Below are 21,398 nucleotides of genomic sequence, written 5' to 3' on the forward strand. Positions count from 1 at the left end.
GTTTCGGGAAGTGGGGGTACCTCCCACGGCCGCCAGGCCGTAGGGGGAGGGTAGGGGAACGGCCCCGCGCAGCGGCCCCCATCGTCACCCCCGCCTCAGCCCCAGCACCTCCCCCGCCGCGAAGGTCTCCCCCCGGGGCCTCGCCCCGAAGTACGGCGTCAGGACGCCGTCCAGTTCCTCGAAGCTGAACGTCGGGCCCTTCGACAGCGACGCGTCGAACTTCGCCGCCACCCGGGGGCGTTCCACCACCGCCACCATCCCGCCGTGCACGACGAGCAGTTGGCCGTTGACGGCGGCCGCCGCGGGCGAGGAGAGGTAGCCGACCAGCGGTGCGACATGCTCCGGCGACAGGGCGTCGAAGCCGCCCGGTTCCGCTTCCGCGAAGCCCGCGAAGACGTCCTCGGTCATACGGGTCCTCGCCCGGGGGCAGATGACGTTCGCCGTGACGCCGTACTTCGCGAGGGCGTGCGCCGTCGAGGTCGTCAGGCCGACGATGCCGCCTTTGGCGGCCGCGTAGTTGGGCTGGCCCGCCGAGCCGGCGAGGAACGCCTCGGAGGAGGTGTTGACGACGCGTCCGTAGACCCGGCCGTCCGCCGCCGCCTTGGCTCGTTCTCTCCAGTGCGCGGCCGCGAATCGCGTGGTGTTGAAGTGGCCTTTGAGGTGGACCCGGATGACCGCGTCCCATTCGTCCTCGCTCATCGAGAAGACCATCCGGTCGCGCAGGATGCCCGCGTTGTTGACGAGGATGTCCAGCTTTCCGTACTCGCGGACGGCGAGATCGACCAGGGCGCGGGCCGTGCGGAAGTCGGCGATGTCGCCCAGGTGGGCCACGGCCCGGCCGCCCGCCGCCCGGATCTCGTCGGCGACCGACTCGGCGACCGATCCGGCGACCGACTCGTCCTGTCCCGGCGGCCCGTAGTCGTTGACGACGACAGCCGCGCCCAGCCGCCCCAGTTCCAGCGCCTCTGCTCGCCCGAGGCCGCGGCCCGCGCCGGTGACGATCGCGCTCAGACCTTCGAGGGGGAGTGACATGCGTCCCGTCCCTCAGATCTCGATGCACGTGCGCAGGGCCTCGCCGCTGCGCATCTGCGCCACCGCGTCGTTGATGCCGGCGAGCGGCACCCGGTGGGTGATGAGGCCCGCCAGGTCGATCCGGCCGGCCCGCCAGAGCTCGATGGCCCGTTCGTAGGAGCGGAGCACGTCACCGCCGCCGTACATGGACGGGAGGATGCGCTTCTCGTCGAAGAACAGCTCGAACATGTTGAACCGCAGATGGTCGTCCATCGCGCCGGCGCCGACGATGCACAGCGTCCCGCCGCGCCGGGTCGTCTCGTAGGCCGTGCGGGCCGTCGCCGACTTCCCGACGACCTCGAAGACGTAGTCGAAGCCCTCCCCCGCGGTGATCCGCTGTTTGGCGTCGCCGAGCGCCTCCGGCTCCACCGCTTCCGTCGCACCGAACCGCAGGGCCGCCTCACGCCTGGACGCGACGGGATCGACGGCGACGATCTGTGCGGCGCCCCGCAGTTTCGCGCCCTGGATGGCGGAGATGCCGACGCCGCCGCAGCCGATGACGGCGACGGAGGAACCGGTTTCCACCTTTGCCGTGTTGATGGCCGCGCCGAGTCCGGTGGTGACGCCGCAGCCGATGAGAGCGGCGATGTCGAAGGGCACGTCGTCGGGTATCGGCACCGCGCAGCCCGCGTCGACGACGACCTCCTCGGTGAAGGTTCCGGTGCCGGCGAAGCCGAAGACGTCTCCGCCGGGACGGCGGAAGTTGGGGGTGCCGGCGTTCATGAACCCGGCGAGGCACAGATGGCTCTGACCCCGCTTGCACGAGGGACAGGCTCCGCAGGCGGGCAGCCAGCACATGAGGACCCGGTCGCCGGCGCCGAGTCCGCCGACCCCGTCGCCGACGTCGAGGATCTCGCCGGCGCCCTCGTGGCCGGGCACGAAGGGGGCGGGCTGCGGCAGCACACCGTTCATGGCGGAGATGTCGGAGTGGCACAGGCCGGTGGCCCTGATCCGGATCCGTACCTTGCCGGGGCCGAAGCCCACCGCCTCGACGTCGTCGAGGACTTCGAGTTTGTCCTGGCCGATCTCGTGCACTACGGCTGCGCGCATGGTGCGGCTCCCTTCACACGGTTTCTACGAGGGTGTCGGCGAGGACGGGGGCGTCGTCCCGGTCGGCGGCGGTCACCGCGACCTGGACGCGGCCGGGCAGGTCCCACATCCGGATGCGGAGGGTCTCGCCGGGGAAGACGACGCCCGCGAAGCGGGTGCGGTACGAGCGGACGCGGGTGACGTCCCCGTCGAGCAAGGTGTCGACGACGGCCTTCAGGGTGGTGCCGTATGTGCACAGGCCGTGCAGGATCGGCCGGTCGAAGCCGGCGAGCTTGGCGAAGTCGGGGTCGGCGTGCAGGGGGTTGAGGTCGCCGGAGAGCCGGTAGAGCAGGGCCTGGTCCTCTCGGATGTGCCGCTCCACGGTCCGGTCAGGGGCCCGGTCGGGAAGGTCGAGGCGCTCGGACGGCCCGCGTTCCCCGCCGAAGCCGCCCTCGCCGCGCACGAAGAGCTGGGCGTCGCTGGTCCACAGCGGCCCGTCGTCGTCGGCCGCCTCGGTGCGCAGGACGAGGACCGCGGCCTTCCCCTTGTCGTACACGGCGGCGATGCGTGAGGTGGAGGTGGCCGTGCCGGTGACGGGGATGGGGCGGTGCAGCTCGACGCGCTGGCCGCCGTGGAGCACGGACGCGAGCCGGATGTCGAGCCCGGGGAGATCGAGGCCGCCGACGACGCCCTTGCCCGCGCCCGCGACGGTGGCGAAGCTCGGCAGCACGTGGAGCCGGGACTCGAGGGTGTAGCGCAGTTCGTCGGGGTCGGTGGCGGGGCGGCCGGCGCCCACGCCGAGGTGGTACAGCTGGATGTCCTTGTGGTCCCAGGTGACGGTGGTGGAGCGGGGCTCCGCGGCGACGGCCCGGGCTGCGTCGATGGGCATGGGGCTGCTGCTCCTCGGTGAGGGGAAGACCTCGGCACGGCCGTCCGCACCGTCGGCCGCACCGAGGTCGTACGGGACCGGCCAGGCGAGCCGTTCTAGAACGCGTTCTAGGCCGATGGCCCTATGTATAGCGCGGCCTCGGGAGGTTGTGAAGACTGCTGACGCAACGTCAGTTCCGTTCGGACGGCCGCGCACCCAGGACATTTGTCACGGGCGGGTCCGTACATACGGCTCTGCCGGGCGGGCCGGCCGGTCCGTAGCGTCGGAGCCATGAACAGTTTCGGAACACGTCGGTGCGGTGGGCCCGTGGCAGCCGGTCCGCCAGGCGGATTCGCGATGCTGCCCTGGCTGCTGATGGGGCTCGGCGCCGTCGCCAATCTCGTCAAGGGTGAGACCCCGAACCCATGGATCGGCGCCCTCGGAGTGCTCGCCTTCAACACCCTCTACCTCGCCGTCGTCTTCCGCGCCTTCCACGACGCCAGGCGCGACTCCGCGGTGACCCGGGGCGCGCTGGTGGCTCTGGCCGTGCTCACCTTCTGCCTCGCCGCCGGCTACGGCGGTGACTGGCTGCTCTTCTTCCCGCTCCTCGGTCTGGCCGTGGGCGCGGTGGTGCGGGGCCGGCTGCTGATGCGGGTCGTCGTGCCGCTCTGCGTGGCCGCGGGCGCCGTCGCCGTCTGGCGGGACGGCTGGGTCGCGATCAGCGTCGTGTACGGCACGTTCCTCTCGTCGATGGTGACCGCCGTCGTCCTCAAGCTCTCCGGGACGGTGGCCGAACTACGCGCCGCACGCGAGGAGCTGGCCCGGAGCGCCGTCGAGCAGGAACGGCTGCGCTTCTCGCGTGACCTGCACGACCTGCTGGGCCACACCCTCTCGGTGATCGTGGTCAAGGCAGAGGCCGCCCGTCGGCTCGGAGAACGGGACATGCGGGCGGCGCTGACCCAGATGACCGACATCGAGGCGGTGGGGCGCCAGGCCCTCACCGAGATCCGCGAGGCGGTCACCGGTTACCGCGAGGGCAGCCTCACCGCGGAACTCGCCCGCGCCCGCGACACCCTGACCACCGCCGGCATCGACCCCCTCGTGCGGCTGTCGGGCCCGCTCTTGGAACCGGAGGCGGAGACCCTGCTCGGCTGGGTGGTGCGGGAGTCGGTGACCAACGTCGTACGCCACTCAGGGGCGTCGCGCTGCGAGATCGCCCTCACGGGTGCCGCCGGCCACGCCCGCCTCACGGTCACGGACGACGGCCGCGGCCCCCGCCCCTCGACAGCACCCCCGGGCTCGCCCGGCAGCGGCCTGCGGGGACTCTCGGAACGGCTCGCCGCGGCGGGCGGCACGCTGGAGTCGGGCCCGGCCCCGCGGGGCGGCTTCCGCGTGACCGCGAAGGTGCCGGTCGCGGTCGTAGCCTGAGTCCGTGAACGAGATGCCGCGGGACCACAGACCGGCGAAGTCCGTGCGTGTCCTTCTCGCGGAGGACCAGGGCATGTTGCGGGGCGCACTCGCCCTGCTGCTCGGCCTGGAGGCCGACATCGACGTGGTGGCGCAGGTGGGGCGCGGTGATCAGATCGTGGACGCGGCGCTCACGTCCCGGCCGGACGTGGCACTGCTGGACATCGAACTCCCGGGGCGCAGCGGCCTGGACGCCGCCGCCGACCTGGCGCGGGAGGTGCCGGACTGCCGGGTGCTGATCCTCACCACGTTCGGCAGGCCGGGCTATCTGCGGCGGGCCATGGAGGCGGGGGCGGCCGGGTTCCTCGTCAAGGACGGGCCGGTGGAGGAGCTGGCCCAGGCGATCCGGCGGGTGCTGACCGGCGAAACGGTCGTCGATCCGGCGCTGGCCGCGGCGGCGCTCGGCGCCGGGCCGAACCCGCTGACGGCCAGGGAACGGGACGCTCTCGCCGCGTCGGTGGACGGGGCGACCGTCGCCGACATCGCGGTCGAGCTGCACCTGTCCGAGTCGACCGTACGGAACTACCTGTCGTCGGCGATCGGCAAGACGGGCACCCGCAACCGCATGGAGGCCGTGCGGGCGGCCCGTCAGCAGGGCTGGCTCTGAGGATCGCACCCGGCCCGCCCCACCGTGGTCACGCCCGGTCCGCCGCGGGCCGCGGCAGCCACAGCAGCATGAGCACCGCGCCCGCGAGGAGCACACCCGTCCCTGTACGGAAGGCCAGCGCGTAACCGGCCGTCAGGTCCTCCGGTCCGGTGGCGCCGCCGGAGCGTGCGGCGGCGACGGTGGACAGGATCGACAGGCCGAGCGCGCCGCCCATCGTGCGGGAGGTGTTGATGAGGCCGGAGACGAGGCCCGCGTCGTCGGGGTCCGCGCCGGAGGTGGCGAGGGCGGCGAGGGGTGTGGCGGCCAGGCCGATGCCCGCCATCATCAGGATGCCGGGGCCGGCGATCGCCGTGAGGTACGTGCCGTCGGCGGTCATCGTGGACTGCCAGCCGAATCCGGTCGCGGAGATCAGGGTGCCGACGACGGCGACGTTGCGCGCCCCGCCTCTGGCCATCAGCGACGGCGCCAGTTTCGAGCCGACGATGACACTGACGGAGCTGGGGACGAGGGCGAGGCCGGCCTCCAGCGGGGTGTAGCCGAGGACGTTCTGGGCGTACACCGTCATGAAGAACCACATCGCGAACGACGCGGAACCGGTCACCAGCATGGCCACGTTGGCGGCCGACACGGCTCGCGAGCGGAACAGCTTCAGTGGCATGAGCGGCGCCTTCGCCCTGGCCTCCACCGCCAGGAACAGGCCGAGCAGCGCGAGCCCGCCGAGGAGCGGCAGCAGCGTCACCCCGGCCCCCCAGCCGGACTCCTCCGTCTGCACGATGCCGTACGCGACGGCGGCCAGGCCGCCCGTCACCAGGACCGCGCCGGGCAGATCGAGCCGGCGGCTGCCGCCGGTGCGGCTCTCCGTCAGCCACAGGACGGCGGCGGCCAGCACCACCACGCCGACGGGGACGTTGATGAGCAGCACCCAGCGCCAGGACAGCAGGTCGGTCAGTACCCCGCCGACGAACCCGCCCGCCGCGCCGCCCGCGGCTCCGACGGCCGCCCAGGTGGCGATCGCGCGGGTCCGTGCCGGGCCCGGCGGCACGGCGGAGGTGATGATGGTCAAAGTCGCCGGCGCGAGGACGGCCGCGCCGAGCCCCTGCACAGCGCGTGCGGCGAGCAACTGCCAGCCCTCCTGGGCGAGTCCGCCCGCGACGGACGCGGCGGTGAACAGGCTCAGTCCGACGATGAACATCCGCTTGCGGCCGTATATGTCCGCCGCCCGCCCGCCGAGGAGCATGAACCCGGCGAACGCGATCGAGTAGGCGTTGAGCACCCATTGCAGCCCCGTCGCGGACAGTCCCAGGTCGGCACGCATCGACGGCAGCGCCACGTTCACCACGGACACGTCCAGCACGACGAGGAACGCGCCGGCGCACGCGGCGAGTACCACCGCCCAGGTACGGGGCGAGGGCGTGGTGGGCGCGGGGGCGAGCGACTGCTGCGCGTTCGAGGGAGCTTGGGGCATGCCTGTCATGGTCGCAGCGACAGGGCGGTCCGTACATCCTGATTTCGATGTACGGCTCACGTGGCATGGGACCAGGACCAGGGACCTAGTAGGGCTTTGTGCCCGTGGTGGCGGTGACGGCATTTCCGGGGCGGGTGTGCGCCGGCGCGCGCGTGGTCACGGCCGACCGCGGCCGGACGGGTGCCGTGGTGGGTGCTGTGCAGATCGGTGCTGTGCAGATCGCCGGGCACCGGCCCACGGGCGGCGGCCGCGGTGGGCCGATTGATCCCCGTCGTCTCGTGGAAGTGCTGTTGCACGTGACGCTACTGCCCAATGAGGAGGAGGAAGTGCGATGACCATCGCTCCTGAGGTTTCCGTCCGGCGTGAGCGGTCGGCGGCGGTCCCTGTCGTGGTGGCCGCGGCCATGGCTCCACTGCTGGTATGGCTGGTGGCCGACCCGCTGCTCGGCGCGCGGCTGGAGGTGATCACGCCGCGGGGCGCGGTGGAGCTCGGCGCCCCGCCGATCCTGATCGCCGGCGTCCTGTCCGCACTGGCTGGCTGGGGTCTGCGCGGTCTCCTGGACCGGTTCGCACCGCGGCGGGGCCGGACGATCTGGGTCGTGGCGGCCGTGCTGGTGCTGGCGCTGTCGTGCCTGCCGCTGACGGACCCCGCCATCAGCACCTCCACCCGCCTGTGGCTCGGCCTGATGCATGTCGTCGTGGGAGCCGTGCTGATCCCCGGGCTCGGTCGCCGCAGGGACGACCGGCACGCCGCCGGGAGCCGTGGCCGACGGTCCTCGTGACCGGAGGGAGCGTCGCACTTCGGGGCCGGTCCCGCCGGAGCGCTCGGGCAGGAACAGCCGCCAGGACAGCGGGCATGAGGCGGTGCCGGAAGCGGCAGGGTTCCGGACCCGGCCTCTACTGCCAGGTCGCGGTGTCGGGGTCGATGCCGTGGGCGCGCGCGGCGGCGTCGACGATGCGACGGAACCACGTGGCCAGGCCGGCGCGGATGCCGTCGTAGTGGGCGGCGAATCCCGGATCGGCCTCATACATGCGGCCGAGACAGACCTGCATCTGCCTGGTGAGGGGAAAGTACGAAGCAAAGACTTCGCGGTGCCGCTCGACGAGTTGATTCGCTTCCGGGCTACCGGGTTCGACGCCGGCGTCCATCGCATCCCCGAGGGCGCGGTCGAGGTCGGCAACGGCGTCGGCGACGGTCTGCCACTCTTCCGGACCGCGAGCGGCCGAGCGTTCGGCGTACTGCTGCCATTGCGTCGTGGCTCCGTAGCGCTGACGGGCTTGGACGGGCCAGTCCGGGTTCCACCGGGGGCCGAGGATCGCGGCCTGCTGCTCGGCGGTCAGCAGCAGGCCGCGCTCGTGGGCGTCGATCATCCGATCCAGTCCGGCGCCGAGCTGCTGGAGGCGGTCGATCCGTTCGGTGACCTGTTTGCGCTGCGTGCGCAATGCGTCGGGCACGTCCGCGGTCGAGTCGTCCAGGACGGCCCGAATCCTGTCCAGGCCGAGACCGAGCTCACGGTAGACGACGATGCGGTGCAGGCGTTCCAGATCACCGGCGGTGTAGAGCCGGTATCCGGCGGCCGTGCGCAGCGACGGTCGTGCCAGACCGATGTCGTCCCAGTGGTGCAGGGCGCGGACCGTCACGCCGAGACGCGCCGAGGCCTGACCGACGGTCAGGCCCTCGGCGTCAGTGGCATCAGACATGGTCCTCATTGTCGCCTCGAGCGACGTCCGGTGGAGTGATCCCGACGGCTGCCAGGTTCCGCGCCTCCTCACTGTCCGGATCGAAGGGCTTCGCCGCGGTGAAGACGATCCGTGCGTTCTCGGGGGTGGTCACCGCCACATCTCGGGTGTTCCAGGGAGTGTCCCGTGGACCGTCGACCGAGTCCGGGCGCAGCGCACGGCAGGCCTCGACCAGGGAATCGACCTGGCTGAGCACGCACGAGAAACTGACGCTCATCGCCGGCGTCTCCTCCGGCACGCTCTCCGCCGGGACGAGGAGTACGTCCTGGAACGCCCACCGGCGCAGATGCACGAGCCTGCCGGGGATGCTGAACAGCTCGAAGAACCCGAGGCCCCGGACCCAGAAGTCCACCGACTCCGCCAGATCACTCGTGGGGATCGTCACGAACGCCGGCATTCCGTAGATGCCACGGAACGGCTCCGGCGGAACCGCGTCCGGGCCGGGAGCGGGCACGGGACTGATCTCGAACGCGTTGTAGTAGTCGCTCATGGGGCCCACCCTCCAGCCTCACGCAGCGTGAGGGTCAAGCCGGTCCTTGAAATGTCGCCCTGCTCCGACGTTGGGCCGGCTCCTCAAGGCGTACGGCCGCGCCTTCGACCCGGCTGCGCTGATGGCGTACGCACAGCTGCACGTACAGCAACCTGCCCTGGTGCATGCGGGAGTTACCCGTCCGGGACGCGGGCACGCCGCAGTCGCTCGCCGAGTCGTGGGTCGGTTACGGCGTGGGCGGCGCGGCGGTACGGCGGCGGCGTGCGCGTCACCCGTGCGATCACCTGCCGGAGCTGACGGCTCGTTGCTAGCCTGCTGAGCACGCAGTCGACACGGGGAGAGCGGCTCATGCGACCACGACTCGTCTTCATCCACGGAATAGGCCGCCCCCGCGACCCTGTCCGCGAGTTGGCCGCCTGGACGACGGCACTGGCCTCCGGCATGCACGCCGCCGGACATTCGGCCCTCGCCGGCTCGCTGTCCGCCGACGGCGGCGTCGAGTGCGTTTTCGCGCAGTACGACGATCTCTTCCGCCGCAGCCAGGCGCAGGGCGAAGGTGATGTGGCGCCCGGGGGCGCCGAGGCCGAGATCCTGTCGGAACTCCTCCTCGCCTGGGTCGACGGGCTGATCGCCGAGGAGGATGGCGAGGCCGGCCGCCGTCTCCTGGCGGGCGCGCGGGCACAGGCGCAGCCGAGAGACCAGAGCCAGGGCAGTCTCGACGTGGTGCGCCGGGCGCTCAACGTGGCGACCACGGTGCTGGCTCTCAAGCCTTGGGGGGCTGCCGCCCAGTGGATCACTCCCAAGCTGATGGTCCGCGAACTCGGCCAGGTGGCCAGGTACCTGGCCCGTGGCGAAGCGGATGCGGCGGGTTCCGGTCTCGACCACCGCATCCGCGCGCGCGTCCTGGCAGCCATCGGCGAGGGACCGGCGGTGGTGGTCGCGCACTCGCTGGGCTCGATCGTCACCTTGGAAGCGCTGCACGAGCTGCCTTCGGCCACGCCTCTGTTCGTCACCCTCGGTTCACCGATCGCCATGCGGTCCGTCGTATGGCCGCGGCTTGCCCCTCAGCCTCCCCGGGTGCCCGAAGGAGTCCTCCGGTGGAGGAACTACTGGGACCGTGACGACATCTTCGCCGTCCGCCCCCATCTGGAAAGGGACATGGCCGCGAACTCCTCGGGCGTGCTGCCGGAGAGCCGCCGGGTGGATTCCGACGGCGTGTGGGTCCACTCCGCGGAGACGTACCTGGCCCGGGCGAGCGTTGCCGGGCCGGTCGCCGAGGCACTGGCCGAGACCGCGACCCTGCCGCGCGGAACGGCAGATGCGCAGTAGAACAACCGCGCGGCATGTGCTCGTCGTCGCACCACAGTGCGCCTCCATGGAGCGCCTGACGCGCTTGGAAGAAGCCGCCGCCGACCTGTTCGCCGTACTGTCCGACGCCTCGGTCGGAGCCTGCCGCCCCGGCCTTCCACCGGGCAGCAGCGCTCTCGTCACCGGCGACGGTCTGGCCAGCGCCGAAATCACCGCAACGGTGCACACCGCTGCGGCGTACGCGGCCGAACACGGGGCGACACTGGTTCTGGCGTTCCTCGGGCACGGCTTCGTACCCGGCCAGGCGGCGACGCTCCACTTCATGGGGGCCGACTCGGTCGAGGACGTCAGGCACGGTTCGGTGAACGTGAGCGAACTCCTGACGCGGGCCCTTGACCACCCGGGGATCCCGGGCGTCCTCGGCATCATCGACACCTGTCACGCGGCCGGCGCCCTCCCGGCGGCCCAGGACCTCACCGCCGGTACACGGCTGGGGCAGAGCCGGCTGTCCCTCCTGATGGGTTCCTCGCTCAGTCAGGCCGCTGTCGACCTGGCCTTCTCTCGGGGCCTGACCACGCTCCTGAGGAGGGGCCTGCTCACAGCGGGCAGAAAGCTGACCCTGGCGGACCTCGGCCATGCCTTACGCACGGAGCTTGTCGGGCAGAACATCACCGCTTTCGACTATGCGGGGGCGGCGTCCGAGCCGCTGTGGATCGCCCGTAACGCGAGCGCCCGCATGGCCCTCCTGGGCGGTCTCACGGGCCCTCTCGCCCACGAGGAGCTCACCGAGTCGCTCGGCCGGCTCGACCCACCGGTGCCCGTTCCGACTCCCGGTGCGAGTTTGCAGTCGGTCCTTCAGTGCCGGAAGGAAATACTCGGCCGTGACCCGTCGGAAGAGAAGGACCGCGCGGTACGAGCCCTCGACGGGGCGATCATCGCCATTCACACCGTGACGTTCATCCGTGGCTGGATCGGCGGCAAGCTGACCACCGAAGCCATGCGGCACGCCCTGCACACCATGCTCGCCGCCGACAGGCGGGTGCCCGGGGCGAGCGTGTCCATCACAGACGTCGGCATCATCGACGAACTCGCCTTCAACCACCCCGAGTCCGAAGCCGACGGCCTGCGCTCGATCGCGCGCTTCGTCGCGCTGCTCGGGCAGGTCTGCGGAATGAGCCTCGACGACCCCGCCCTGGAGGACTGGGGCCAACGGATCGAGGCGCCGGCGCTGGTCAACGACGCGCGCCGACACGCTGCTACGCGCACGGACGGTCAGCGGATGAGTCTGGTCGTGAGCCTGCACGCTTCCCTCGCCGGCGAGTGGCCCGAGACGCTCGACGCCTGGCTCCTGATGGACGGGGCGCTGCTGGAGCACGAGCAGTTCACCAACGAGACAGCCGACAGACGCGGAGCGGAGGACGCCGTAGAAAGGGCGGTGCTGTGGGCCGACGAACACGCGCGAACACTGAAGCTGCCCTTGAAACGGCTGGACATCGCCATTCCCAGCAGCCTGCTGCTCGAATGGCGGCCTGAAGAGGCGGGTGCCGCGCTTCTTTTCGGTGTCCGCTTCGACGTCCGGCTGCACTGGAGCAACCGGCTCAACCCGGACGCCGTGCTGCGCAGCATCGAAGGCACCCTCGCCGAGCGCTGGGAGATGATCTCCGAATGCGGCGACGGTGCCCCGGTCGACTGGCTGGCCCACGAGGAACTCGCCGACCCGCAGGCGCTGCGCAGCCAACTGCGCAACGGTCGCTATACGCGGGGAATCGGTCTCACCCAGCACCCCGGGGACGATGCGCGGCTCATGGAGACGCTGCTCGCGTACACCCCCGTTCTGCTGTGGCCGCACACCGCGGGCGGATTCCCGAAGGAACGCCACGGCTGTCTCGAAGCGAGCTGGTGGGCCATGCCGGGCGTGCTCACCCGTGCCTATCGCAACCGCTGGCGTGGCGAGGAGGCCGGGGACCTGGCCGACCTCCGGGCCGTCTGGGACGACCAGGACTGGCTGCGCTTCTGCCGGCACTTCCGTTCGACACCGCCACCTGCTCCGGCTGCCGACGAGGGGACTGCATGATGTGGGACGACTACTACCGGGGTGACGGGATCACGCGGGCGGACGCGGCTCTGCCGACTCCTCCGCCATGGCGCACCTTTCCTACGCCGTCACCGGCCGAGGTCTTCCGTCCTCCGCAGGGTCTGACCGACGCCGTGAACGCCGCCCTCGCGCTGCGGCGACCGCTGCTGATCACCGGCGGCCCGGGCACGGGCAAGTCCACCGTCATCGAACAGGTGGCGGCCGAGCTCGCGCTCGGGCCAGTGCTGCGCTGGCACATCACGTCGCGGAGCACCCTCGCGGACGCGCTGTACCGCTACGACGCCCTGGGCCGCATCCATGCCCACCGGCTCGAGCAGGAGAAGGCGAGAGCCGGCCAGGCTGCCGCTGCGGACAACGTCGCGGACTTTCTCACCCTCGGCCAGTTGGGCACCGCGTTGCTTCCGTCACCCCGCCCCCGGGCCCTGCTCATCGACGAGATCGACAAAGCCGATCTCGACCTCCCGGGTGACCTGCTGGATGTCCTGGAGCGCGGCGAGTTCCACATCACGGAACTTCTGCGGGAGGCCCAGGAGGAGGCTCAGGTGCGCATGTGGAACTCCGATGCCCGCCACCTCGTGCGAAGGGGCCACGTGCAGTGCACCGAATTCCCGTTCATCGTGATGACGAGCAACGGGGAGCAGGACCTCCCCGCGGCGTTCCTGCGCCGCTGTGTGCGTTTCACCATGCCGAAGCCGACAGCCGCCCTGATGCGCGCCGTCGTCCGGGGCCACCTCCAGATGCACGTCGGCGACTCGGGGCCCGAGGCGGAGCTGATCGACGATTTCGTACGCCGTGTCGCCTCGGGCGAGAACGTCGCGGTCGACCAGTTGCTCGGCACACTCCACCTGCTCAAGGGCACCACCGGCTCGCCCGAGGAGAACAGCCGGCTCATCAGCCTTCTCATGAAGGATCTCTCGAGTGCCTGAGCACGACGGCGGACGGGACGCCGGATCCGACGCGCTGACAGCCGTCATCGGCGCTCTGAACGGTGCCGGTGAGGACCTGGACGCGATGTCGCTGGCCGAGCTGCTGTGGCTGTCCGCCCGCATGCCGGGACGGGCAGCGGCCCGCGACGGCGGGAGCGGCGGAGGCGCGGACCCGGCTACGTCTGAGGACCTTCGTGAACGGCTGCCCGACTGGGACGGCGAAGCGCATTCCGTGTACCAGGCGGCGGACGGGGAAGGGGCCACGCTCGCGGCACGCCGGGTGATCGTGCCGAGAGCCTCCGCACTCCCGCACGCCAGGCAGCTCGCCTCGGCTCTCAGGCCGTTGGGCCGTCCATGGCGGAACGGTCGCAGACAGCAGCTCGACGTCGATGCCACCGTCTCCGACTACGCGAGGAGCGGTGAGCTCGTTCCCGCGTTCAGGCCCGGCCCGGAACGCTGGTTCGACCTGACGGTCGTGGTCGACCGGTCACCCACCATGGCCGTGTGGGACGCCACCGTCGACGAGCTGCTCAAGGTGCTCGCCACGTCGGGTGTCTTCCGCACCCTGCGCACAACCGGCATCGATTCCGGCAAGGGAGGTGAGCAGCCCGTCAACGAGGGCCCGCCGCCCGGGCGTCGTCGGGACGGTTGGGCGACCACCGCGCACTCCCGGCGGCTCCTGCTGGTCGTCTCGGACTGCGTATCGGGCGGCGACGCGGTGTGGGACCTTCTCCGCCGCAGTTCCGCGGTCACGCCCACGGTGCTGCTCAACCCTCTGCCGCCCCAGATCTGGCGGCGGTCGGGGCTCGATCTACCGGCCGTCAAGGTCTCGCCGCCGCCCGCGGCGGGCTCGCCCAACGTCCGGTTGCGCTATCTCGTGCCGCCGTTACTGGACGCCCTGCCGGACACTTTGGGGGGCCGAGGTCACACCTGGGTGCCCGTTCCGGTGGTGGCTTTGTCACCGCACTCGGTCGCACGGTGGACACGCATGCTCATGCGCGGGGATCCGGCAGGATGCCAAGCCGTGCTCGTCCCGGAGCCGGGCATCATTCCGCGGCCACCGGCTCCACGACCCGGCCCGCCGGACGGCGGACAGCTCGTCGAGGCGTTCCTCCACAGCGCGTCGTCCCCGGCCCTGCGCCTCGCCGTTCTGTGTTCGCCCTATCCCGGCCTGAACACCGCCTTGATCCATCTGATCCGGCACGAACTCGTACCCGAGGCGACGTCGGCCGATGTCGCCGAAGTCGTGGTCAGTGGCCTCTTCTCGATCAGCGAAGGAGCAGCGGGCGGCAGCGGCCCAGTCCTGCGGTTCAGAGACGGGGTACGCGAGCGGCTGACCGCACGGCTCGGCGCCCGCGACGCGCGGCGTACCCGGGAAGCGGTGAGCCGTTTCATCGCTGCCCACCCGTCAGCCACCGCGCACTTCGAGGCACTGGTGCCCGCTGCCGACGGTCGGGCCGCGATCTCCACGGAAGCGGCGCCCTTTGCTGACGTCTCGCCCCGCACACTGGACGCTCTGGGTGCGACCGCGGCCGGCGACGGTCCGGTCACGTCCGTGGCGGATGCCGCGGATGGCTTGGACGTCATGGACGCCGTGGAACGCCCATCGCCCCCCGAGTCACCGGTGACGCCTCCGGCGCCTGCCGCCTGGGCGGGTCGCCCACGACCCCGTGACGCCTGGACCGGGGACGACCGGCCGGACCACCGCCCGTACTTCTTTCTCAGTTACGCCCATACCCCCCGTTACGCTGAGGGAGCCGACCCCGACATGTGGGTCGAGCGCCTCTTCCGTGATCTGTGCGGCCATGTGATGGCCATGACCGACCTTCCGGCCGGCGCCCCCGCGGGCTTCATGGACCGGGAGATCAGATCGGGCGAGGGCTGGTCCGAGCGGCTGGGAGAAGTCCTCGCCACCTGCCGGACGTTCGTCCCGCTCTTCTCCCCCCGCTACTTCGCCAGCGAGATGTGCGGCAAGGAGTGGTACGCCTTCGCCGAGCGGGCGGTCTACCACCACGCCAGGAGCGGCAGCCCGGTCGAGCCCATCGTGCCCGCCCTGTGGGTGCCGACTCCTCCGGAAATGCTTCCCGGACCAGCAACACGCCTTCAGGTCAACCACCGGGTCTTCGGCGACCGCTATGCCACCGACGGCCTCTACGGGCTGATCAAACTCCGGCTGTTCGCCGAGGAGTACGAGCGGGCCGTCTACGAGCTGGCGAAACGGATCGTCTCCGTCGCCGACACCGCCAAGCTGCCGCCCGGAAGTCCGGTGGACTACCGCAGTGTCCCCAGCGCCTTCGGCGCGCCCGGGGGCATGCCGGGCAATCTCCGGCTCGCGGTGGCGGCGCCCACTGCCGGAGAACTGCCCGAAGGGCGATCGCCCTTCTACTACGGGGCGACGCGGGGCGCCTGGAACCCTTTCCGCCCACTGTCCCAGCGGGCCGCGGCAGACCTCGTGGCGTCTCTCGTCTTCGTATCCAACCGCCAGGTGGACATCGTCCCGTTCGACGAGGGGCTCACGGGTCCCGGGGAACGTAATCCCTCCCATGGCCCGCTGATCCTGCTGGTCGACCCGTGGGCCGTGCGGGTGCCGCAGCTGCGTGCGCGACTCATGGCGCTCGACAGACTGCACCGGCCGGACGTGAAGGTCGTGATCCTCTGGAACCCCACCGACCCGCAGTCCGCAGAGGCAGGGCCCGACCTCTCGGACGACTTGGCAAGAACCCTTCCCACGCTTCTGCACCGCGACGAGCCGCCCCTGTCGCGAGCATCCAAGAACAGCGTGCTCAACATCAAGGCCCTGGGCCGGGTCGTCCCGGCGGTGGTCAGGGACGTCTACTCCGCCTACCACCGGCAGGCGCAGTCGCCTCTTGATGCCGCACGCCCCGCCCTCAGAGATCCGGCGGACGGATCATGACGCCCGTAGGGGCCGTCACAGGCGGCCGGCTCCGGCGGCGGCGACGAACGCCGCGAAGGCGGCGGCTGGAGCAGGCCGGGCACCAGCCCTGCCTGGTAGGTGGGGATGTACGCCGCCTTCGCCTCCATCTCCGCGAACGCCTGGAACCAGTGCGGCAGTTGGCTCCGTAGCACCAGCCCGACCAGCCGCGAGAACATGCCGTCCGTGCTCAGCGCCGCGTCGACCCGTTCGCTGAAGTCCCGGGTGGGGACCTTCTTCGCCGTCTCGATCCGGCCGACCAGCGAGCCCGTGACGAAGATGCACGAGCCCAACTGGGCCTGGTTCATGCCCGTTGCTTCCCTGCGGCCGCGCAGTTCCGCGCCGTAGTGGTCCAGCGGCGATTCGCCGGGGTCGAGGTTGCGCATGTGGACCATCGCGTCGGCGCCCCGTTCGTTGTGGCTCCCGGCCGACCGTCAGCACCCCGGCGCATCCGGGTGAGGTGAATCACGCATGAGACCTCGAACGAGGGACCTACCGGCGCGTAGGGCACGATGGCCTGATCCGTACGACCCCGTCCAGGAGGACCCCATGGCGCCCGCCGCTCCCAAGCCGGAGATCCTTGCCGCCTTCGAGGCCGCCAAGGGCTTCATGCCCGTGGGTGAGGGCCTCGCCCTGTACGCGGCCGCCGCCGAGGCCGGGGCGCTCGGGCTGCCGCTGCTGGAGGTGGGGACGTACTGCGGGCGCTCGACGATCCTGCTGGCGGACGCGGCGCGGGAGGCCGGCACGGTCGCCGTGACCGTGGACCACCACCGGGGCAGCGAGGAGCAGCAGCCCGGCTGGGACTACCACGACCCGGAGACGGTGGACCCCGAGGTCGGTCTCATGGACACGCTGCCCACCTTCCGCCGCACGCTGCACAAGGCCGGTCTCGAGGAGCATGTCGTCGCGGTCGTCGGACGGTCGCCGCAGGTGGCGAAGGTGTGGGGCGGCAAGGCCGGGCTCGTCTTCATCGACGGCGGCCACACGGACGAGCACGCGACGAACGACTACGAGGGCTGGGCCCCGCATGTCGCGGAGGGCGGACTGCTGGTGATCCACGACGTCTTCCCCGACCCGGTGGACGAGTGGACCGGCCAGGCCCCGTACCGCATCTACCTCCGCGCCCTGGCGTCCGGCGCGTTCACCGAGGTCTCGGCCACGGACTCGCTGCGTGTCCTGCGCCGCACCGGCCCGGGCATCTGACAGACGCCCCCGGGACCGGGGCCGCACGCCGTACGGGGGTCCGGTCGGGTGCGACACCGTCGACAGTCCGACCACCGGACCCGCCGCCCGCTAGCATCGCGACCGTGTCGTACGACGAGAACCAGCACCGTGATCTCCGGCCGCGCCCCTCCCGGCGCGGCCTCGTCGCCGTCGTCGCGGGCGCGGCGCTCGTGGTGGGCGGTGCGGGCGGGTGGCTGGTGTGGCAGGCCGACGGTTCCGGGGGCGGCAGCGCCCCGGCCGGGTCCGCGACCTCCGCGGACAAGCCCGGCGGCTCCAAGGCCCCGTCTCCGGCCCCGTCCGGTTCGAAGAGCGTCGCGCCGCCCCCCTCGTCCCCCGCGCCCTCCCCTTCCAAGAAGGCCGGTCCGCTCGCGGGGAAGGTCGTCGTGGTGGACCCGGGACACAATCCCGGGAACTTCTCGCACACCCGCGAGATCAACCGCCAGGTGGACATCGGAACCAACCGCAAGGAATGCGACACCACAGGCACGGCGACCTCCGCCGGTTACCGTGAAGCCGATTTCACCCTCGATGTTTCACGACGTCTCCGCACACTCCTCGAAGAGCAGGGCGCACAGGTCGAATTCACCCAGGACGGCGATCGTCCGTTCGGTCCGTGCATCGACGAACGGGCACGATTCGGCAACGAAGCGGGGGCCGATGCGGTCATCTCGGTCCACGCGGACGGGTCGGCCGTCGGCGACCGCGGATTCCACGTGATCCTCCCCGATCGGGTCAAGGCGGGCGCCGCCGACACCTCGAAGATCGTGGGCCCCTCGCGCGAACTCGGCGAACGCATCGCCGGCCGGTTCCTGCGCGCCACCGGAAGCTCCCCGTCCAATTACGTGGGCGACGGAACCGGCCTCGACGTGCGCAAAGATCTGGGCGGACTGAACCTTTCGACCGTGCCCAAAGTCTTCATCGAATGCGGCAATATGCGGGATCCTGAGGACGCCGCTCTGCTCACCAGCCCGAGCTGGCGGCAGAAGGCGGCCCAGGGAATGGCGGACGGCATCAGCAGCTACCTACAACGGTGAGTGCGATACCGGGCGGACGTCCGGAACCGGCAGACGATAGATTCACCTCTACGATGGGGAGTCACCCCCGAGCTCCGCGTCAGCGCACACCGCCCGCACAGGCGGCAGCGAAGACCGCCCCGATGATGAGACGACGACAAAGGATTTTTACGTGAACATCCGCTCCCTCACTCGAGGCGACGGCGTGGTGATCGGAGCAGCGGTGGTGCTGTTCATCGCCTCGTTCCTCAGCTTCACCAGCTACGAATGCCCCGGCGGTGGCGACTGTGGCCCCACTTTCAACGCCTGGGACTCCTTGAGCACGGTGATGTCCATCTACATCGGCGGCATCATCGGCGCCGCGCTGCTGATCCTCAGCCGCGGCATGCCGGGCCGCAAGGTCGCCGGTCTGGACCTCGGCCAGTTCGGCGTGGCCCTCACCATCTTCGCGCTCTGGACGATGTTCTGGACGATCATCGACATGAACAGCGCGGGCGCCGGCGCCATCCTCGGCCTGCTGGGCACCATCGCCCTGGCCGGCGGCGCCATCGCCACCCCGCTGGTGCCGGCCCTCAAGGCCCCGCTCGTCGGCGCCCCCCGTCCGGCCGCCGTCCAGCCGCCGTACGGCATGCAGCCCCAGCCGCAGGGTGGTTACGGCTACCCGGGCGCCGGTGCCGGTCAGCCGTCGTACGGTGGCCAGCCGGGTCAGCCGCAGCCCTACGGCGCGCAGGGCGGGCAGCCGCAGGCCGCCGCCCAGCCCGCCGCCGCGGGCCCGGCCGACGCCTCCCAGGGCGGCGCCCCGTCGGACTTCACCCCGTTCTGGTTCGCCGTGCCGGTGGCCCGTCCGCTGTACGGCGAGGACGGTTCGCCGACGCCGATCGCCGAACTGGCGCCCGGCACCTGGTACCTGGCGGTGGAACAGCGCGGTCCGGGTCTCGTGGCCCAGACGCAGGACGGCCGTCGTGGTGTTCTCCAGGACACCTCGGGCATCCAGCGCGGCTGATCCCTCTCGCACACGGCGCGGCCCCTCGCCCTTCCGGGCGGGGGGCCGTTGCCGTACCCTGACGCACCGTCAGAAGACCTCCGGGCGGGGGAAGGACGGACCGGCATGCGACTCGGACTCGCCCTCGGCTACTGGGGCCGCGGCCCCGACCCCGGACAGCTCGAACTGGCCCGCGAGGCCGAACGGCTCGGCTACGACTCCGTGTGGACGGCGGAGGCATGGGGGTCGGACGCGTTCACCCCGCTCACGTGGATCGCGGCCCACACGTCCCGCATCCGGCTGGGCACCGCCGTGGCGCAGATGGCCGCTCGCACCCCGACGGCGACCGCGATGCACGCGCTGACCCTCGATCACCTGTCCGGCGGCCGGATGATGCTGGGGCTGGGCCTGTCGGGACCGCAGGTGGTGGAGGGGTGGTACGGCCGCCCGTTCCCCGGCAGCCCGCTCACCGCGACACGCGAATACGTCGACGTGATCCGCCAAGTCCTCGCCCGGGAGGGGCCGGTGGAGCTGGACGGGCGCTTCCACCGCCACCCGTACACGGGCGACGACGGCACCGGAACGGGCAGGCCCCTGCGGCCCATCACCCATCCGCTGCGCGCGGATCTGCCCGTACTGCTGGGGGCGGAGGGGCCGAAGAACATCGCGCAGACGACACGTATCGCGGACGGGTGGCTGCCTCTGTACTGGTCGCCGCTGCGGACGGACGTCTACGCGGCGTCCCTCGCCGACCTCCCGGCGGACTTCATGGTCGCCCCGATGGCCCGGGCGCGGGTCTGCGACGACGTCGCCGAGGGTCTGCTGCCCGTGAAGGCGATGCTCGGCTTCTACATCGGCGGCATGGGGCACGCGACCCGCAACTTCCATGCCGGGCTGATGGCGCGGATGGGGTTCGCGGCGGAGGCCCGCCGGGTCCAGGAACTCTTCCTGGCGGGCCGCAGACAGGAGGCGGTGCTCGCCGTGCCCGACGACTTCGCGGACGAGATCTCGCTCGTCGGACCGCGTGAACGCATCGCGGAGCGGCTGGAGCTGTGGCGGACCGGCCCGGTCACGGACCTGCTGGTCACGGCGCCGGACCCGCACACGCTGCGGGTGCTGGCCGAGCTGAACGCGTAACGGCGGCCTCAGCCGCCGAGTTCCGACGTGGAGGGCACCTTGTCCTTGACGGGCGCGCCCGCGCTCCTGCCGACGTCCTTCACATCGGTGATGACGGACTCGAAGCTGTTGACGTCCTTCTCGTCGATGGTGCCGTCGCGCAGCTTGGTGCCCATGTTCTTCAGCTTCTCGATGCCCTTGTCGAGCGGCGCGACCGCCTTCGAGAGCAGCGGGTCGCCCTTGGCGTTCTGCACGGCCGCCTTGAGCCTGTTGTAGGTGAAGGCCCCCGCCGGCCCGGCCTTCACCAGGGCGAACGTCCGTGCGTCGGCGCCCTTCTTGAACTTGCCCTGGCGGTACGGCTTCACGATCCACTGGTACGTGGCCCCGGCCGCGAGCCCGGCGTTGGCGACGAAACGGGTCTTGGCGTACTTCTGCTTCTCCGCCGTCGACGAACCGGTGGGGGTCGCGGCGGCGGTCGTCGTGTCCGCCTCGTCTCCCCCGCAGGCCACCGCGCCTCCCAACAGGGAGCAGCACAGGGCCGAAGCGAGGAGGGCACGACGCAGGCGGCCGCGGCTGCGGCCGGCGGACGATCCGGATACGGGAACGGACACGGGAACCTCCAGGCAGACTGCCCCGAGCGTCACTCGGCGGCCCCGGTGCCGCCACTTGGGCGAGCCCGAACGGGTTTCACACACGCACAAGCGGCAACACGCTGAGCATGACAACACGCACGAGCAGTACCACCACAGTGGCGAGAGTCGTCGCCGTCGTAGCGGACGTCATGGCCTTCGTCATCGGCCTGTGGATCCTGATGTACCTGCTGGACGCCAACAGGGCCAATGACCTTGTCGAGTTCGTCCGCGAGACGGCCCGCTGGCTGGCCGGCTGGTCCCACGACCTGTTCACCTTCGACAAGGAATGGGCGCGGGTGGTCGCGGGCTACGGGCTGGCGGCGATCGTCTACCTGTTCATCGGCCACGCGGCGGCGGGTGCGCTGCGGCGCCGCTGACCGCCTGCGGCGGGCTTGTTCCCCTACCCGCCCCTTCCCGAAACCGGGGCAAGCCCC

General features: G+C 71.3%; 19 protein-coding genes and 1 pseudogene. 12 read left to right on the forward strand and 8 right to left on the reverse strand.

Annotation, left to right across the window (positions count from 1 at the left end):
• Positions 1 to 84 precede the first annotated feature (84 nt).
• Genes ACWGH4_RS11310 through ACWGH4_RS11320 form a run of 3 tightly spaced genes read right to left on the reverse strand, consistent with a single transcriptional unit; the run spans position 85 to position 2,989 of the window.
• Positions 85 to 1,032, reverse strand: a complete 948-nt coding sequence (locus tag ACWGH4_RS11310) for a 3-oxoacyl-ACP reductase (protein WP_453458652.1) — start codon at positions 1,030 to 1,032, stop codon at positions 85 to 87.
• A 12-nt stretch (positions 1,033 to 1,044) separates the two neighbouring features.
• Positions 1,045 to 2,121 carry a Zn-dependent alcohol dehydrogenase gene (locus ACWGH4_RS11315; protein WP_441262730.1) on the reverse strand — a complete coding sequence of 359 codons (1,077 nt, stop codon included), beginning with the start codon at positions 2,119 to 2,121 and terminating at the stop codon, positions 1,045 to 1,047.
• A gap of 13 nt (positions 2,122 to 2,134) precedes the next feature.
• Complete coding sequence (locus ACWGH4_RS11320; RefSeq protein ID WP_453458656.1) at positions 2,135 to 2,989, reverse strand: MaoC/PaaZ C-terminal domain-containing protein; 855 nt, start codon at positions 2,987 to 2,989, stop codon at positions 2,135 to 2,137.
• A 270-nt stretch (positions 2,990 to 3,259) separates the two neighbouring features.
• Between ACWGH4_RS11320 and ACWGH4_RS11325 the strand changes: the two genes are divergently transcribed.
• Complete coding sequence (locus tag ACWGH4_RS11325; protein WP_453458659.1) at positions 3,260 to 4,396, forward strand: sensor histidine kinase; 1,137 nt, start codon at positions 3,260 to 3,262, stop codon at positions 4,394 to 4,396.
• A gap of 13 nt (positions 4,397 to 4,409) precedes the next feature.
• The gene (locus tag ACWGH4_RS11330; RefSeq protein ID WP_453458700.1) at positions 4,410 to 5,042 is read left to right on the forward strand and encodes a response regulator; all 633 of its coding nucleotides are present in this window, start codon (positions 4,410 to 4,412) and stop codon (positions 5,040 to 5,042) included.
• A 28-nt stretch (positions 5,043 to 5,070) separates the two neighbouring features.
• Here the strand turns inward: ACWGH4_RS11330 and ACWGH4_RS11335 are convergent, their stop codons facing one another.
• Positions 5,071 to 6,516 (reverse strand): MFS transporter, encoded by a 1,446-nt coding sequence (locus ACWGH4_RS11335; protein ID WP_453458662.1) that lies wholly within the window; start codon positions 6,514 to 6,516, stop codon positions 5,071 to 5,073.
• A gap of 322 nt (positions 6,517 to 6,838) precedes the next feature.
• Here ACWGH4_RS11335 and ACWGH4_RS11340 point away from each other — a divergent pair, with 322 nt between their 5' ends.
• Positions 6,839 to 7,288, forward strand: a complete 450-nt coding sequence (locus ACWGH4_RS11340) for a DUF6069 family protein (protein ID WP_453458665.1) — start codon at positions 6,839 to 6,841, stop codon at positions 7,286 to 7,288.
• Between the two features lie 115 nt (positions 7,289 to 7,403).
• Here the strand turns inward: ACWGH4_RS11340 and ACWGH4_RS11345 are convergent, their stop codons facing one another.
• Together ACWGH4_RS11345 and ACWGH4_RS11350 are read right to left on the reverse strand one after the other, a co-directional pair.
• Positions 7,404 to 8,207 carry a MerR family transcriptional regulator gene (locus ACWGH4_RS11345; RefSeq protein ID WP_453458668.1) on the reverse strand — a complete coding sequence of 268 codons (804 nt, stop codon included), beginning with the start codon at positions 8,205 to 8,207 and terminating at the stop codon, positions 7,404 to 7,406.
• On the reverse strand, positions 8,200 to 8,736 hold the full coding sequence (locus ACWGH4_RS11350; RefSeq protein WP_453458670.1) for a VOC family protein: 537 nt from the start codon (positions 8,734 to 8,736) through the stop codon (positions 8,200 to 8,202). The genes ACWGH4_RS11345 and ACWGH4_RS11350 overlap by 8 nt, the downstream gene beginning before the upstream one ends.
• Positions 8,737 to 9,084: 348 nt before the next feature.
• Between ACWGH4_RS11350 and ACWGH4_RS11355 the strand changes: the two genes are divergently transcribed.
• Genes ACWGH4_RS11355 through ACWGH4_RS11370 form a run of 4 tightly spaced genes read left to right on the forward strand, consistent with a single transcriptional unit; the run spans position 9,085 to position 15,979 of the window.
• The gene (locus ACWGH4_RS11355) at positions 9,085 to 10,065 is read left to right on the forward strand and encodes a hypothetical protein (RefSeq protein WP_453458673.1); all 981 of its coding nucleotides are present in this window, start codon (positions 9,085 to 9,087) and stop codon (positions 10,063 to 10,065) included.
• Positions 10,055 to 12,118, forward strand: coding sequence for a vWA-MoxR associated conflict system protein (locus ACWGH4_RS11360; RefSeq protein WP_453458675.1), 2,064 nt, complete (start codon positions 10,055 to 10,057; stop codon positions 12,116 to 12,118). The genes ACWGH4_RS11355 and ACWGH4_RS11360 overlap by 11 nt, the downstream gene beginning before the upstream one ends.
• Positions 12,115 to 13,065, forward strand: a complete 951-nt coding sequence (locus tag ACWGH4_RS11365; RefSeq protein ID WP_453458678.1) for an AAA family ATPase — start codon at positions 12,115 to 12,117, stop codon at positions 13,063 to 13,065. Before ACWGH4_RS11360 ends, ACWGH4_RS11365 begins: the two co-directional genes overlap by 4 nt.
• Positions 13,058 to 15,979 (forward strand): TIR-like protein FxsC, encoded by a 2,922-nt coding sequence (locus ACWGH4_RS11370; RefSeq protein WP_453458681.1) that lies wholly within the window; start codon positions 13,058 to 13,060, stop codon positions 15,977 to 15,979. The genes ACWGH4_RS11365 and ACWGH4_RS11370 overlap by 8 nt, the downstream gene beginning before the upstream one ends.
• A gap of 65 nt (positions 15,980 to 16,044) precedes the next feature.
• Here the strand turns inward: ACWGH4_RS11370 and ACWGH4_RS11375 are convergent.
• Positions 16,045 to 16,392, reverse strand: a pseudogene (locus ACWGH4_RS11375) (helix-turn-helix domain-containing protein); the annotation flags it as partial.
• A 154-nt stretch (positions 16,393 to 16,546) separates the two neighbouring features.
• Between ACWGH4_RS11375 and ACWGH4_RS11380 the strand changes: the two are divergent.
• The 4 genes from ACWGH4_RS11380 to ACWGH4_RS11395 all read left to right on the forward strand — a co-directional run bounded on the left by ACWGH4_RS11380 (position 16,547) and on the right by ACWGH4_RS11395 (position 20,353).
• Complete coding sequence (locus tag ACWGH4_RS11380; RefSeq protein ID WP_453458684.1) at positions 16,547 to 17,200, forward strand: class I SAM-dependent methyltransferase; 654 nt, start codon at positions 16,547 to 16,549, stop codon at positions 17,198 to 17,200.
• A 104-nt stretch (positions 17,201 to 17,304) separates the two neighbouring features.
• Positions 17,305 to 18,255, forward strand: a complete 951-nt coding sequence (locus tag ACWGH4_RS11385) for an N-acetylmuramoyl-L-alanine amidase (protein ID WP_453458688.1) — start codon at positions 17,305 to 17,307, stop codon at positions 18,253 to 18,255.
• 151 nt (positions 18,256 to 18,406) lie between these two features.
• Positions 18,407 to 19,237: a hypothetical protein gene (locus tag ACWGH4_RS11390; protein WP_453458690.1), complete on the forward strand. Its 831-nt coding sequence runs from the start codon at positions 18,407 to 18,409 to the stop codon at positions 19,235 to 19,237.
• Positions 19,238 to 19,342: 105 nt separating this feature from the next.
• Entirely contained in the window at positions 19,343 to 20,353 is a 1,011-nt protein-coding gene (locus ACWGH4_RS11395; RefSeq protein WP_453458692.1) for an LLM class F420-dependent oxidoreductase, read from the forward strand.
• A gap of 8 nt (positions 20,354 to 20,361) precedes the next feature.
• On the opposite strand, the gene ACWGH4_RS11400 is transcribed toward ACWGH4_RS11395, so the two are convergent.
• Positions 20,362 to 20,943, reverse strand: coding sequence for a hypothetical protein (locus ACWGH4_RS11400; RefSeq protein WP_453458695.1), 582 nt, complete (start codon positions 20,941 to 20,943; stop codon positions 20,362 to 20,364).
• Between the two features lie 107 nt (positions 20,944 to 21,050).
• Here ACWGH4_RS11400 and ACWGH4_RS11405 point away from each other — a divergent pair, with 107 nt between their 5' ends.
• A complete protein-coding gene (locus ACWGH4_RS11405) occupies positions 21,051 to 21,341 on the forward strand; it encodes a hypothetical protein (protein ID WP_453458698.1) in 291 nt (96 codons plus the stop codon).
• The last annotated feature ends 57 nt before the right edge of the window (positions 21,342 to 21,398 follow it).

Source organism: Streptomyces sp. NPDC054847, assembly GCF_053610925.1.

What these genes read in the sequence shown, in the direction of transcription:
- ACWGH4_RS11310 (WP_453458652.1), bottom strand. Translation starts at nt 1,032, where the DNA reads ATGTCACTCCCCCTCGAAGGTCTGAGCGCGATCGTCACCGGCGCGGGC.
- ACWGH4_RS11315 (WP_441262730.1), bottom strand. Translation starts at nt 2,121, where the DNA reads ATGCGCGCAGCCGTAGTGCACGAGATCGGCCAGGACAAACTCGAAGTC.
- ACWGH4_RS11320 (WP_453458656.1), bottom strand. Translation starts at nt 2,989, where the DNA reads ATGCCCATCGACGCAGCCCGGGCCGTCGCCGCGGAGCCCCGCTCCACC.
- ACWGH4_RS11325 (WP_453458659.1), top strand. Translation starts at nt 3,260, where the DNA reads ATGAACAGTTTCGGAACACGTCGGTGCGGTGGGCCCGTGGCAGCCGGT.
- ACWGH4_RS11330 (WP_453458700.1), top strand. Translation starts at nt 4,410, where the DNA reads ATGCCGCGGGACCACAGACCGGCGAAGTCCGTGCGTGTCCTTCTCGCG.
- ACWGH4_RS11335 (WP_453458662.1), bottom strand. Translation starts at nt 6,516, where the DNA reads ATGACAGGCATGCCCCAAGCTCCCTCGAACGCGCAGCAGTCGCTCGCC.
- ACWGH4_RS11340 (WP_453458665.1), top strand. Translation starts at nt 6,839, where the DNA reads ATGACCATCGCTCCTGAGGTTTCCGTCCGGCGTGAGCGGTCGGCGGCG.
- ACWGH4_RS11345 (WP_453458668.1), bottom strand. Translation starts at nt 8,207, where the DNA reads ATGTCTGATGCCACTGACGCCGAGGGCCTGACCGTCGGTCAGGCCTCG.
- ACWGH4_RS11350 (WP_453458670.1), bottom strand. Translation starts at nt 8,736, where the DNA reads ATGAGCGACTACTACAACGCGTTCGAGATCAGTCCCGTGCCCGCTCCC.
- ACWGH4_RS11355 (WP_453458673.1), top strand. Translation starts at nt 9,085, where the DNA reads ATGCGACCACGACTCGTCTTCATCCACGGAATAGGCCGCCCCCGCGAC.
- ACWGH4_RS11360 (WP_453458675.1), top strand. Translation starts at nt 10,055, where the DNA reads ATGCGCAGTAGAACAACCGCGCGGCATGTGCTCGTCGTCGCACCACAG.
- ACWGH4_RS11365 (WP_453458678.1), top strand. Translation starts at nt 12,115, where the DNA reads ATGATGTGGGACGACTACTACCGGGGTGACGGGATCACGCGGGCGGAC.
- ACWGH4_RS11380 (WP_453458684.1), top strand. Translation starts at nt 16,547, where the DNA reads ATGGCGCCCGCCGCTCCCAAGCCGGAGATCCTTGCCGCCTTCGAGGCC.
- ACWGH4_RS11395 (WP_453458692.1), top strand. Translation starts at nt 19,343, where the DNA reads ATGCGACTCGGACTCGCCCTCGGCTACTGGGGCCGCGGCCCCGACCCC.
- ACWGH4_RS11405 (WP_453458698.1), top strand. Translation starts at nt 21,051, where the DNA reads ATGACAACACGCACGAGCAGTACCACCACAGTGGCGAGAGTCGTCGCC.